Origin of the sequence: Legionella sp. (genome assembly GCF_965140895.1) — a bacterium.
In the GTDB taxonomy this organism is placed as follows: Bacteria; Pseudomonadota; Gammaproteobacteria; order Legionellales; family Legionellaceae; genus Legionella.
The window spans coordinates 132,470-145,207 of record NZ_CBCSKT010000060.1 but is presented as its reverse complement, the minus strand read 5'-3'; the positions used below and the strand labels follow the sequence as shown (position 1 = coordinate 145,207).

Here is a 12,738-nt window from a genome sequence, read left to right as displayed (position 1 = left end):
AAACTGATTTCATTACTTTTCAATAGATTAAACTAAAAATTACTAATTCTTGTACACCTTAAGGCAGCGCCATTAGGTGCATATGACCCAACAACATGAGTATCACGCCCGAGCAAAATCAAAAGAAATAATCTGCGCCAGCCTTGATTTGTTTAACGCCAAAGCCAGTAATCGATCTATCCCTAAAGCCACTCCACTACAGGCCGGTAATCCATGTTCCAAAGCCTGAATAAGGTACTGATCTGCCTGAGCATCCGGGAATCCCTTCTCTTGGCGAATCTGTTGATCCAAAGCAAAACGTTTTGCCTGAGCGGCAGCATCAGTCAATTCATGAAAACCATTGGCCAATTCAACACCCTGATAATACACTTCAAAGCGTTCTGCCACCCCATCATTAATTTTTGCTAAAGCCGCTTGGGATGCGGGGAAATTGTAAACCGCAACGGGGGCATTTTCTTTACCCAAAAATGGCTCTACCACATGACTCATCAGTAGAAATAGATATTGGTCCCGATCCACCTCTTCAGGTGGAAGTACATTATCCAAATCATAACCAGCTAAAACCTGACGCAACTGTTCTATCGATGCAGTTAAAGGATCAAGTGCACACGCTTCTTCAAACGCTTGTTGATACGTCTTTTTAAGCATCGGTGGCGCATACATAACTGTTTGCAAAAATAAATCCATTTCGTCCATCAACGCATGATGGTCTATGCCTAACTGATACCATTCTAATAAAGTAAATTCTGGATTATGCCAACGCCCTAATTCATCATCACGAAACACTCGAGCCAGTTGAAAAATGGGGCCGCTGTCTGCAGCAAGCAAGCGTTTCATGTGGTATTCAGGGGAGGTTTGCAGGTTGTAGGTTTCCCCACGAAATAACGCGTTGATGTTGCTTAAATAAACATCTGTTGTACCGTAGCGTGCCATTACCGGCGTTTCTACTTCCAAATAGCCACGGCCATTAAAAAAATCACGTATCTTAGCTAAAAGATGAGCGCGTTGTCGCAATGATTCTATAGAAGCAGAAGGTTGCCACATCTTAATAAAAAATCCCTAACTCAAGTCGTGCTGCTTCCGTCATTCGCTCTTGCGTCCAGGGTGGTTCCCACACCAACTCAACCGCACAATCGCGCACTCCTTCAACTTGATTTACCGCTTGCTCCACCGTTCCTGGGAAAGTTTGAGCAACCGGGCAGCCAGGTGTAGTTAGTGTCATTTGCACCGCTACATGGGCTTCTTCATCAATAGATACGTCATAGATGAGTCCTAAATCATAAATATTGACCGGAATTTCCGGATCAAAGACACCTTTGAGCGCGGTAATTACCGCCTCTTTCATTACTTCAGGATCTTGTTTTTTCTTTAAGCCAAACATACAGGTACCTGCTCTTATTCAGTTTTCACGACAATGCTGTCTTTATTCAATGCCGCTTCCAAGGTATGCCAAGCCAACGTAGCGCATTTTACACGCGCAGGATACGCTTTAACTCCAGCCAATACCGTGAGTTTATCCATTATTCGTAATTGTCCATCTTCATTTTGCGTCAGCATATGGTGAAAGCGATGGAAGAGTTCATGAGCCTCATCCACCGTCTTTCCCTTGATGGTATCGGTCATCAACGAAGCAGAAGCTTGTGAAATCGCACAACCACAGCCTAAAAAGCTCAACTCGGAAATTTTATTATTATCCAATTTGACATAGACAGTTAATTTGTCACCACATAGGGGATTAAAGCCATTGGCTTGAGTGGTTGCATCATCCATCGCATAATGGTGTCGTGGGTTGCGATTATGATCAATAATGATTTCCTGATACAACTCACGCAAATCAGCACTCATGCAAATACCTCTTTAACTTGATTTAATGCGTCAATACAGCGGTCAATTTCTTCTTTGGTATTATAAAACGAAAGCGAAATACGCGATGTGGCGGCAACTCCGTAGAAATCCATCAAGGGCATAGCACAATGATGGCCGCTTCGTAAAGCAACGCCCCTACTGTCCATGATAGTACCGATATCATGCGCATGAATACTTTCATGTACAAAAGAAACCACAGGCACTTTCTGCTTTGCCGTACCAATAATTCTAAAACCGCCCAGAGATAAAACGCCTGCCGTTGCGTAATCAAGCAGCTCTTTTTTATAAGCAGCAATGGTTTCTAAATCCAAAGACCATAAATAATCAATTGCCGCCCCCAAACCAATTGCGCCAGCAATATTGGGAGTTCCTGCTTCAAATTTTTGTGGCAAAGGAGCGTATTCTGTGGAATCAAAAGTGACGTAATTAATCATCTCGCCACCACCTTGGTAAGGAGGCATTTCTTCTAAAAGTGACTCTTTACCCCATAATACTCCGATGCCAGTTGGACCATACATTTTATGCCCAGAAAAAGCATAGAAATCACAGCCTAATGCTTGTACATCGACTGGTAGATGCGCTGTTGCTTGTGCGCCATCCAATAAAACCGGTACACCGTATTCATGAGCCATTTCAATCATTTTTTTAACTGGATTAATAGTACCCAAGGCATTGGAGACATAATTCAGCGAAACAAAACGCGTTTTTTCGTTTAGTTTTTTGGCGAACTCTTCGAGGATAATTTCCCCTTCTTGAGTAATTGGCGCTACTTGTAATTTAGCACCTGCCTTTTTACAAATCATTTGCCAAGGAACAATATTCGAATGATGTTCCATATGGGTAATTAATACTTCATCGCCAGGGAGCAAACGTGGGGCAACATAGCTTTGCGCCACTAAATTAATCGCCTCCGTAGTACCACGCACAAAAATACATTCGCGTGCAGAACGCGCATTAATAAAATGCTTCACCCGCGAACGTGCGACTTCATAAAGATCGGTTGCACGAACACTTAGGGTATGCACCCCACGGTGCACGTTGGAATTATCCAACTCATAATAACGTTTAATTGCCTCAATAACCGCTTTCGGTTTTTGCGTCGTCGCTGCATTATCAAAATAAACTAAATCATGATCATTGACTTTCTGATGCAAAATCGGAAAGTCATCACGGATCGCATTGATGTTTAAAGAGTCAACTAATGAGTCAATCGTGTCCATGTGTTTACCCCAGTTGTTGTATTAATAAATGACCCATAACTTCCGCCAACTTAGCTTGCGGAATAAGCCGCAAATTATCCTGAGCAAAAGCATGTATTAAATAATGAGATGCTTCCACACGGCCTATTCCACGCGTTGCTAAATAAAACAGTGCTTCTTCATCCAATTGCCCAACTGTTGCACCATGTGAACACTGTACATCATCGGCAAAAATCTCTAATTGCGGCTTGGTATCAACTTCCGCATTCGCAGTAAGTAATAAGTTTTTATTTTGCTGTTTGGCATTGGTATGTTGTGCATCTTTCGCCACAATCACCTTGCCATTAAATACCGCACGCGAACGACCAGTTAAAATACCTTTGTAGTCTTGGTCACTCGTACAATTCGGTACTAAATGGTATACTGTCGTATGGTGATCTACATGCTGCCCTTCTGCAGGCGCATAAATCCCATTCATTAAACAGTGCGCTTTTTCTTCCTGCAAATACAGGCTTAAATCAGAACGTACACACTTACCACCTAAACTTAGCGAATGGTTCGCAAAGTCACTACCCGCTCCTTGCTTCACCGAAACATGGCCTAAGTGATAAGCTAATTTACTTTCGCGTTGGAGTTTACAATGAGTAAGTTTAGCATTGGCACCTAGAAAAACTTCCGTGACCACATTAGTTAAATAACTGGTGTCGTTGGCACCTTGATAGTCTTCAATAATCGATGCCTGGCTGCCCGCTTCCGCAATAATTAAATGTCGCAAATACACAGCCTGATTAGCCTGGTCTTGGACATGAGTTAATGCAATCGGCTCGTCCACACAAACGCCTTTGGGAATATAAATAAATACCCCACAATGAATCATGGCCGTATTTAAAAAATGAAAACCATGTTCTTCGTTTAAACTGTGGCCTAAATGCGCTTGTACTAATTCAGCATGATTCGTTAATGCGCTTGCTAAAGGCAATACTAAAACGCCTGCAGGCATTGTTTTAGCAACGTGCTCTATCCCAGAAATTAAGCCATTGTGGATAAGCACTTGCGATACTACAGGTAAATCGAAAACCTGCGGGCTAGTCGCAACCGCATCGCGGTTATACTGCGTAAATGACTGTTTTAATAAAGCATCAACATTAGTGTACTTCCACTCTTCATCATGACGAGTAGGAAAACCTTGGCGGTTTAGATTCGTTAACGCTTTTGTTTGCAACGCTGCAAGCCAGGGAGTCGTTGACAGACTGACTGCGGCTTGTTGCTGATAAAAATCCAGAATCTCGTTCATCACTACACCGTTTCCTCAAGCCAGCTGTACCCTTTTTTCTCTAATTCAAGTGCCAGGGTTTTATCGCCTGACATAATAATTCGTCCATTCACTAATACGTGAATAAAATCAGGCTCAATATAATCTAATAGGCGTTGATAGTGCGTTACTAATACAATTGAACGCTCTGGTGAACGCATGGCGTTTACACCATGGGAAATAATACGTAATGCATCAATATCCAAGCCTGAATCTGTTTCATCAAGGATGGCTAATTTGGGTTCTAATGCCGCCATTTGCAGGATTTCATTACGCTTTTTCTCACCACCGGAGAATCCCTCATTGATGCTGCGATACAAAAAGCTTTCATCCATATCCAATAATTCACACTTTTCACGAATGAAACTTAAAAATTCAATCGCATCTAAAGGATCTTTGCCTTGGCCTTTACGTACGGCATTGACAGAAGCCTTAAGAAAATTAATGTTGGTTACCCCAGGAATTTCTACCGGGTATTGGAACGATAGGAAAATTCCAGCACGTGCACGTTCCTCAGGAGATAAAGGCGCTAAATCATTACCTAAATAAATCATATCTCCACTGGTTACCTGATACGAAGGATGACCCGCTAAGACTTTAGATAAGGTACTTTTTCCTGAACCGTTAGGACCCATGATGGCGTGAACTTCGCCTGGATTAACATTAAGGTTAATCCCTTTTAAAATCGACTGCTCGTTCACTTCAACATTTAATTCATTAATTTTTAACATATTAGCCTACTGCCCCTTCTAAACTTAAACCCAGCAATTTAGTGGCTTCTACAGCAAATTCCATGGGTAATTCTTTCAATACTTGCTTACAGAAACCGTTCACAATCATAGAAACTGCATCTTCAGTGTCGATGCCACGTTGTTGGCAATAAAACAATTGTTCTTCACTGATTTTGGACGTCGTTGCTTCATGTTCTACTTGTGCGGTAGGATTTTTCACTTCAATGTATGGGAACGTATGTGCCGAGCACTCAGAGCCCATCAGCATAGAGTCACATTGAGTGTAATTGCGTGCATTCGTTGCCGTTGGTGCAATACGTACTAAGCCACGATAAGCATTATGAGCACGGCCAGCACTGATTCCTTTAGAAATAATAGTGGAACGGGTGTTTTTACCTATATGGACCATCTTCGTACCCGTATCGGCCTGCTGGAAATTATTGGTTAAGGCAACCGAATAAAATTCACCCACCGAATCATCACCTTGTAAGATGACGCTAGGGTATTTCCAGGTAATCGCAGAACCGGTTTCAATCTGAGTCCAGGAAATTTTAGAGCGCTTACCACGACAAGCACCGCGTTTGGTTACAAAATTATAAATACCGCCCTTACCTTCTTTATCGCCTGGATACCAGTTTTGTACGGTAGAATATTTAATTTGCGCGCCATCCAAGGCCACTAACTCAACTACGGCCGCATGCAATTGATTTTCATCACGCATAGGTGCGGTACAACCTTCAAGGTAAGAGACGTAGCTATCGTCATCGGCAATAATCAACGTGCGCTCAAACTGCCCCGTAGATGCCGCATTGATACGGAAATAGGTCGATAATTCCATAGGGCAACGTACGCCTTTAGGGATGTATACAAATGAGCCATCACTAAATACTGCTGAATTCAAGGCAGCATAGAAGTTATCACGATAGGACACCACTGAACCCAAATACGTCATAAGTAAATCAGGATACTTGTGCACCGCTTCGGAGAATGGACAAAAGATAACCCCTTTCTCAGCCAATTTGGCTTTAAACGTCGTCGCGACGGAAACGCTATCAAATACGGCATCAACCGCAACACCAGCCAATAGCTCTTGTTCTTTTAAAGGGATCCCTAATTTTTCATAAGTTCTTAATAATTCAGGATCAACCTCATCCAAGCTCTTAGGCGCATCTTTTTGGCTTTTGGGCGCTGAATAATAAGAAATAGCCTGATAATCTATCGGAGGATAATGCACACTAGACCATTCAGGATGCGGCAGAGTTAACCAGTGCCTAAATGCTTGCAAACGCCATTCCAGTAAAAACTCAGGCTCCCCTTTAATGGCTGACAAACGACGAATCACGTCTTCATTCAGTCCAGGTTCAAAAGTTTCTACTTCAATGTCGGTTATAAAACCATGTTGATATTCTCTATCGAGCAGAGAATTAAGTTGCTCACTGCTTTTAGCCACGATTGACTCCACTTGCTAATTGTCGGATACGCTCTATGTCACCTACCTGTAGAGTTGGTTTTGCCAAGGTATCCAAACTCACACTATCCAACGCGGTCTCTATCGCCTGGCTAATAAGTCGCCAATTGCCCTGAATAGTACAAACTCCCTGTAACGAGCAGTCATTAGGTTGCAAACTGCATTCGGTGAAACCACGATGATCTTCCAACGCAAAAATAATTTGCGATACGGAAATTTCAGTAGCGGGCCTACGTAACCGATATCCTCCGGTTACCCCTCGCACGGAAGCGAGCAAGCCTGCACTGGTTAAACGTTTTAAAATTTTACTTACCGTAGGGACAGTCAAATGAGTATGTAAGGCGATATCGCGGGCGTTACATAAATCCTGTGGGTGCCTGGCAAGGTACACCATCACAACTGTTCCATAATCGGCCAATTTGCTGATGCGCAGCATAACACTCCAAAGCCAAATAATCTAGTACTAAATAAGTCTTAATTAAAGACAAAGCCAACGCATAATTATTATTATTCTTACTTTAAATATAGCACTAAAAAAGTTCTATATACGGCAACGGCGAATGGTACCTTATTATCGTGGGTTGATGCAAGTTAGGGATGTTTGGAAATTCCACATCGTAGTCCGTATTAGCACAAGGTGATTGATGCGAGGATTTGTGCCAAAATAAAATGTTCTACCCTTGTCTACGTCCCGCAGCGCGCCCATTAAGTTAAAGAAATTTTCCAATGAGGGGTAGATTGGCCAAAACCCACAACTTATATACCCAACGGGCGTTGGCAGAAAAGACGAGGATGTAATTGCTAACCACCAGACCACAAAAAACCAGCAGCAATTAAATTCCCCTTCAACTGTACTTGAACTCAGAGCATTACATAACGTATTATCATCTTCTTTTGAATTTATAGTTTTTGCACATCAGTATGGATGACAGAGCAAAAAACCATTTAGGAGCTACACGATGACAACTGAGCTTTACTCCACCTCACTTGTCAGTAATCCCGTCACGAATTCGGGTCCATTGCCTGTCCCACAAGGCTACTATCGCTCTAAATTATTTATTGCTCCCTTTTCAACCAATACCTTAGTTGCCGCAACCGGGCCATTGTTATCACTATTAGAGCGTCTGTGTTTAAGCGCAGCCCTCCCCCCGGTTGACCATATCAGGGATAATATTGAGCATGAACTATTGGCTTTTCACAGTAAGCTCCATGCCTCGAAATACCCAGAAGCATTAATCGGTATTGCATACTACCTGGTTTCAGCAACCATTGATGAAATGCTCGGTAAAAGTTACATGCGTGTCTATAATATCACTGCTGAATTCAAAGCATTTACCCCACTAACTAACGATAATGCCCAGCCGCAAGACCGTTTCTTTGAAATTGTCGACTACGTTAAAGAGCGGCCTAATCAGTATCTTGATCTGATTGAACTGGTGTATTACTTACTTATACTTGGGTTTGAAGGACGCTACCATCTAAAAGCCGATGGGCGGCAAGTTTTAGATAATTACATTGAAGATCTGTACCAAATCACGCAACAGCATCGCTTTCACAAACCACAACGTTTATTTAATGAAAACCCCATGCCTAAAATCGTGAAGAAAAATTATAAAACCGCCATATTAACTGTGACCATTGCTACAGCGATTGTGTCGCTTGCTTTTTTTACCAGCCACATTTTATTAGAAAATAAAGCAAAAGCCGTTTTGATTGGTCATACCCAACTTGCATTGCTGGATAAATAATGGACAACTCTTTACATGCATTATGTGATGCAATTACAAAAACACTCTCGCGATTAAAACCACAAAGCAACCAATTATCGTTTATCGTAATCACCGGAAAACATGCTCAAGGTAAATCTTCTTTATTAAAGCAAAGCAATATGGAAGAAATGCCGGTCTTCAGTGAAGAACATGCCAAAGTTTATTTTAATCCCTGCGGCATTATTGTTGAGCTTGGTGAAGGCTGGTTTACCAACAGTAAAACCTTACTGCAAAATACCTTAAAACAACTCAATCGTTGCAGTAGTTACCTTAAAATTACCGGGGTAGTACTGTGTATTGATGTCGAAGATCTACTCGTTAGTGACCGCAATCAATTTGGCGAGAAAAGAAAGGCGCATTTACAATTATTAGAGCGCTGGGGAGTTAACCTGGGTTATCCGGTGGAATTAGCATTGATTTTCACCAAAATGGATACATTGGCCGGTTTTACTGAGTTTTATCAATCAAATCATGCTTCCGAGTTACTAAAGCCTTTAGGTTTTTCATTAGATTGCGTGAATGAATTACACAAAAAAATAGAAACATTTACCTCACAATTCAATCAGTTGCTTGAAACTTTGGAGCAACAAGTAATCCCCAAAATGCATCCTGCTCGTTCAACGATGAGACGCAGCTTAATTCGTGAGTTCCCTATTCAAATGGCAAGCTTACGCCCTCCAATTCATTCCCTGCTGCAAGGAATTTCGCCCAAACTATTTCAACTGCACTCGATTTATTTTACCAGTGCGGAACAAAGTGGGGTCAGTATTGACCGCTTAAATAAGAAAATCCAGCATGAATATGCTTTGGTGGTGCAGGATACCTTCCCACAAGCAACTAATTTTAGAGCCTATTTTGTTGAAGGTGCTTTAAAATCCATACAGGAACAATGCAGCCAAGTCCCTCAAGCACGTAAGTTTTCCCAAAAACCTTTGGTTGCACTTACCGCAGGTATTGCTGGAATTACTTTATGCATTTTAAGTTACCATCATTATAAAGCCGTGCATTTATTAGATGCGGCCAGTAAAGAGTTGCTGGCTTATGATGCATTGATTAGTCAAAAAGATAAAGGCAAGCAAGCGCTGTATCACCTGTCGAGTGCCGCTAAGAAATTAGCTAATGTTTCCAGTAATCCCTTATCTTTGCCCACAGTGCATCAATTAAAATCGAATTTGCACAATAAGACTCAGAGTCGCTTACAAGGTGAGTTTTTACCCGCAATCACAGCGGAACTGGAGCGCGTCATTAGTAGCCCGGGCAATACCCCTATTGCCCGTTATAATGCCCTTAAAGTGTATCTGATGTTAGGACAACCCGAACATTTTTCTGCAACCCAGGTTCACGATTGGTTTAGTTCCCAATGGCATAATTTGCCCGCTGCAGAATTGCAAAAACAAATGGCATTGCTCAAACAATCTTTAAGCCAACCGCCTAAAGAAATGTTAATGAAATCGCAAGTGGTCAGTGATGCACGCAATTATTTAAATGCCTTGCCAAGCAGCTATCTTTATTACTCCATTGCCAAAGAATCCTTCCCCAGCACACGCCAAAAAATTACTGCCGATGGATTTATTTTAGCGACCGATGAATTGCCTGTTTATTACACCCGGGCTGGTTTTAACGAGATAATCAAGAAAATTCCCGAGATGAGCCAAAATCTGCAAAAAGAAAACTGGGTGCTTGCACGTCAGGACATCTCTGATCTGCCTAAGATGCTCACCCAAGCTTATAGCTACGATTATGTCACCTGGTGGCAAACCTTTATGCGCCGCTCACAACCCGCGCATTATCAGAATTATCAGGAAGGCCGCCAAGTAGCTAAACGCTTGGAACAATCGCATGCCGTCACCTCGTTAGTTGGCTTATTACAGCAAGAAACCAAAGCGGATTTAAGCAACGAATCATCCTTATTTAACCAGGCAATTGCCAGCCAGTTTACCGATTTAAATTTAATGAGCCTCTCCGGCACTAAAGAATTAAGCATAAAAATAGAAGAGCTGGATCGTTTCATTTCAACTCTATCGATGATTAATGACGGTGGAAAAACCGCGTTTAATATAACTAGATCGCGTTTTATGAGTGATACAGCTTCGGATCCGGTGAGCTTACTCTTTAATCAAGGGCGGCAGTTACCCGAACCATTAAGCAGTTGGGCGAAACAATTAGCCGGTGAAACTTGGGGCCTCTTACTCAAAGACAGCCGTAAGTACATTAATCAACAATGGCAACAAACGATTTATCAGGAGTTCCAAAATCGAATTGCCAGACGCTATCCTTTGGACGCGAATCAGCCCGAAGAAATTGCCATTGCTGATTTTAACCACTTTTTCGCGACCAATGGTTCATTAAATTCCTTTACGGAGCAATTTGTTAAACCGTTCCTGGATACCTCCTCTGCCGAATGGAAGCCTAAGGCAGTTAATGACTCCGTTCTCCCTATCGCCACGGAAACTCTGGATGCGCTCATGCGTGCGAATATAATTACGAATATGTTTTTCCCCAATGGCAGTAATGACAGTCGCATCGACTTCAGCTTACAAAAAATAAATCTGGATCCCGTAATAGCAAGCCTGGTTCTGGAAATTGGGCATACGCAAATCTCAGACAATCAAAGCAGCGAATCGCATATTCGCTTTATTTGGCCTCAACCCAATGTCAAACTCGCCTTGGATTCTATTGATGGCAAGCACTATGAATTGGCAGAGCACGGTAATTGGGCATTATTTAAACTTCTGGAAAAAGTAAATGTGTTAATTGATGAGCAAGACAGCTCAAGTTTGCAAATTCTTTTTGAAGTGAATAGTAATTCGGGGCGTTATTTATTAAAAACCAATAATCAGGTAAACCCGTTTACTCCGGGGATTTTAAATGGTTTTGTGTTAAATGAGGCTATTGTTTAACGCATTAAGAATGCTGGGCTTAACCCCCCAGCATTCTTATATTATGGCTAAATAAAACTAGTAAGAGCATTCGCAGCGCTATCGACCAACCCTTTAACACCGTCTCTAGCCGCCTCAACAACAGGATCTTTATCCTCATTATAAAAACGAGGTGCATCTTGTTTGGCGAAACCTTGCTCTATAGTAGCAATAGGACGACTTACCAAGCTAATCCATGACTTAATAAAAGACAGCACAGAAATGGTGAGTGCTGCAGCGGCTCCCAAGACGAAAAGCAGAGCATTTCGTGCATGGTCTGTATGGTCATTACGAGCAAGGCCCCAATGAATAGCTAAAGCTTGAGCACCTTCCCATACAGCAGTTACGAGGGCACCAGCCGCGGTCATTAACGCCACTGTAGGCAAAACTGTAGCCCCCATAATTTCGTCCATATAATCATGGCCATCACGTAGAGGTTGCAATATAAGGTTGCGATCACCGAATACTTTCTCAATAAAATTCTGCTGTTCAACTGATGTTCTCAACCCTTTAGCCTCCTCCCAAAGAGCCCCGCCATGCAGAATTAAAGCATGAAGATGATCAATATAATTAGAGAAAAAATTCTTTTCAGGATCAGGACGCTTAAAAAAACCAGGCATAATTATTCTCCACAACAAGGGTGATATTGGACTAAATTTTGAGGGATTATAACAAGGAAACATTAAGAGAACATTATGAATCTTTAATAAAGCCCGAAAGATTGAATTATTTTCATTCATTATGTAATAATTAAACCCAGATCGGGTGTGTTTTTTGGATTTTGACTAAAATATACTCACTAATTATACGTTATGCCTAATGACCGTCTCTTTTCTTTCAACTCAAATGCTTCATCAACAAGCTCCTTCGTATTTGATTTACCGAAGGCCTTATCCCATTTAGGATATTGCTGCTTATAAGCATTTAAAATATCTATATCAATATTGTCAGAGATATAATTCTTGGTAGCATTTAACACCATAATTTTATGCTCATAGCGGGTCATCTTAGGATTCGTTCGCTTTTGATTTTGGCAATGTTCGATTTCAACTTCAATGCGATTAACTAAATCCTGCAAAGCCTCTAATTTATCTTGGGTAGAATAAACAATATTCTTTTTAGGTTGATAAGAGAGAAACTCATTCATCGCAATTCCCATAGAGGTCGGTGCAAACACCTCTTCTCACTGCAATATAAAATGTTCTGCTGACACTTCGTGTAATGGATTTAGCAAATCCGGTTGAATTGCCATTTCATGGTAGTTCTGTAGTTCAACCGCATAAGTTTCCCTTAATTGGATGATATTATTCATAATCTTAACTATCATGGCTTCTGCTTGCATCTCTTGGAACAGGATTATTGGATTATCTTTATCATCCCGTCTCGTATTATAAAACGCACTTACTCTTCTGCTGATATTTTGCTTTACAATGGAAGATAAGGACTCAAAATAAACTAACCTCAAGAAACTTGCG

Annotated in this window: 13 protein-coding genes; 2 read left to right on the top strand and 11 right to left on the bottom strand. The window is 41.5% G+C overall.

What is annotated here, in order from left to right:
• Positions 1-102: 102 nt before the first annotated feature.
• The 8 genes from epmA to ACQY7T_RS08205 are packed head-to-tail and all read right to left on the bottom strand — an operon-like array spanning position 103 to position 7,012.
• Positions 103-1,044, bottom strand: coding sequence for an elongation factor P--(R)-beta-lysine ligase (gene epmA / locus ACQY7T_RS08240; protein ID WP_428412545.1), 942 nt, complete (start codon positions 1,042-1,044; stop codon positions 103-105).
• A 1-nt stretch (position 1,045) separates the two neighbouring features.
• On the bottom strand, positions 1,046-1,381 hold the full coding sequence (locus tag ACQY7T_RS08235) for an SUF system Fe-S cluster assembly protein (RefSeq protein ID WP_428412544.1): 336 nt from the start codon (positions 1,379-1,381) through the stop codon (positions 1,046-1,048).
• 14 nt (positions 1,382-1,395) lie between these two features.
• Positions 1,396-1,845, bottom strand: a complete 450-nt coding sequence (sufU, locus tag ACQY7T_RS08230) for a Fe-S cluster assembly sulfur transfer protein SufU (protein ID WP_428412543.1) — start codon at positions 1,843-1,845, stop codon at positions 1,396-1,398.
• A complete protein-coding gene (locus tag ACQY7T_RS08225; RefSeq protein ID WP_428412541.1) occupies positions 1,842-3,086 on the bottom strand; it encodes a SufS family cysteine desulfurase in 1,245 nt (414 codons plus the stop codon). Before ACQY7T_RS08225 ends, sufU begins: the two co-directional genes overlap by 4 nt.
• Positions 3,087-3,090: 4 nt before the next feature.
• Positions 3,091-4,359: a Fe-S cluster assembly protein SufD gene (gene sufD / locus ACQY7T_RS08220; RefSeq protein WP_428412539.1), complete on the bottom strand. Its 1,269-nt coding sequence runs from the start codon at positions 4,357-4,359 to the stop codon at positions 3,091-3,093.
• 2 nt (positions 4,360-4,361) lie between these two features.
• A complete protein-coding gene (gene sufC, locus ACQY7T_RS08215; RefSeq protein ID WP_428412538.1) occupies positions 4,362-5,108 on the bottom strand; it encodes a Fe-S cluster assembly ATPase SufC in 747 nt (248 codons plus the stop codon).
• A gap of 1 nt (position 5,109) precedes the next feature.
• Positions 5,110-6,558 carry a Fe-S cluster assembly protein SufB gene (gene sufB, locus ACQY7T_RS08210; protein ID WP_428412537.1) on the bottom strand — a complete coding sequence of 483 codons (1,449 nt, stop codon included), beginning with the start codon at positions 6,556-6,558 and terminating at the stop codon, positions 5,110-5,112.
• Positions 6,551-7,012 (bottom strand): SUF system Fe-S cluster assembly regulator, encoded by a 462-nt coding sequence (locus ACQY7T_RS08205; protein ID WP_428412536.1) that lies wholly within the window; start codon positions 7,010-7,012, stop codon positions 6,551-6,553. Before ACQY7T_RS08205 ends, sufB begins: the two co-directional genes overlap by 8 nt.
• A 523-nt stretch (positions 7,013-7,535) precedes the next feature.
• On the opposite strand from ACQY7T_RS08205, the gene icmH reads away from it, so the two are divergent.
• Together icmH and icmF are read left to right on the top strand one after the other, a co-directional pair.
• A complete protein-coding gene (gene icmH / locus ACQY7T_RS08200) occupies positions 7,536-8,324 on the top strand; it encodes a type IVB secretion system protein IcmH/DotU (protein WP_428412535.1) in 789 nt (262 codons plus the stop codon).
• Entirely contained in the window at positions 8,324-11,245 is a 2,922-nt protein-coding gene (gene icmF, locus ACQY7T_RS08195; protein ID WP_428412533.1) for a type IVB secretion system protein IcmF, read from the top strand. Before icmH ends, icmF begins: the two co-directional genes overlap by 1 nt.
• A 47-nt stretch (positions 11,246-11,292) precedes the next feature.
• On the opposite strand, the gene ACQY7T_RS08190 is transcribed toward icmF, so the two are convergent.
• The 3 genes from ACQY7T_RS08190 to ACQY7T_RS08180 form a co-directional block, all read right to left on the bottom strand.
• Positions 11,293-11,883: a hypothetical protein gene (locus tag ACQY7T_RS08190; RefSeq protein ID WP_428412532.1), complete on the bottom strand. Its 591-nt coding sequence runs from the start codon at positions 11,881-11,883 to the stop codon at positions 11,293-11,295.
• A gap of 179 nt (positions 11,884-12,062) precedes the next feature.
• Positions 12,063-12,440 (bottom strand): hypothetical protein, encoded by a 378-nt coding sequence (locus ACQY7T_RS08185; RefSeq protein WP_428412531.1) that lies wholly within the window; start codon positions 12,438-12,440, stop codon positions 12,063-12,065.
• Between the two features lie 6 nt (positions 12,441-12,446).
• Positions 12,447-12,728 carry a hypothetical protein gene (locus ACQY7T_RS08180; protein WP_428412530.1) on the bottom strand — a complete coding sequence of 94 codons (282 nt, stop codon included), beginning with the start codon at positions 12,726-12,728 and terminating at the stop codon, positions 12,447-12,449.
• Positions 12,729-12,738 lie beyond the last annotated feature (10 nt).

Bases quoted from the DNA above. Each gene is read 5' to 3' on its own strand.
- epmA (WP_428412545.1), bottom strand. From the start codon at position 1,044: ATGTGGCAACCTTCTGCTTCTATAGAATCATTGCGACAACGCGCTCAT.
- ACQY7T_RS08235 (WP_428412544.1), bottom strand. From the start codon at position 1,381: ATGTTTGGCTTAAAGAAAAAACAAGATCCTGAAGTAATGAAAGAGGCG.
- sufU (WP_428412543.1), bottom strand. From the start codon at position 1,845: ATGAGTGCTGATTTGCGTGAGTTGTATCAGGAAATCATTATTGATCAT.
- ACQY7T_RS08225 (WP_428412541.1), bottom strand. From the start codon at position 3,086: ATGGACACGATTGACTCATTAGTTGACTCTTTAAACATCAATGCGATC.
- sufD (WP_428412539.1), bottom strand. From the start codon at position 4,359: ATGAACGAGATTCTGGATTTTTATCAGCAACAAGCCGCAGTCAGTCTG.
- sufC (WP_428412538.1), bottom strand. From the start codon at position 5,108: ATGTTAAAAATTAATGAATTAAATGTTGAAGTGAACGAGCAGTCGATT.
- ACQY7T_RS08205 (WP_428412536.1), bottom strand. From the start codon at position 7,012: ATGCTGCGCATCAGCAAATTGGCCGATTATGGAACAGTTGTGATGGTG.
- icmH (WP_428412535.1), top strand. From the start codon at position 7,536: ATGACAACTGAGCTTTACTCCACCTCACTTGTCAGTAATCCCGTCACG.
- icmF (WP_428412533.1), top strand. From the start codon at position 8,324: ATGGACAACTCTTTACATGCATTATGTGATGCAATTACAAAAACACTC.
- ACQY7T_RS08190 (WP_428412532.1), bottom strand. From the start codon at position 11,883: ATGCCTGGTTTTTTTAAGCGTCCTGATCCTGAAAAGAATTTTTTCTCT.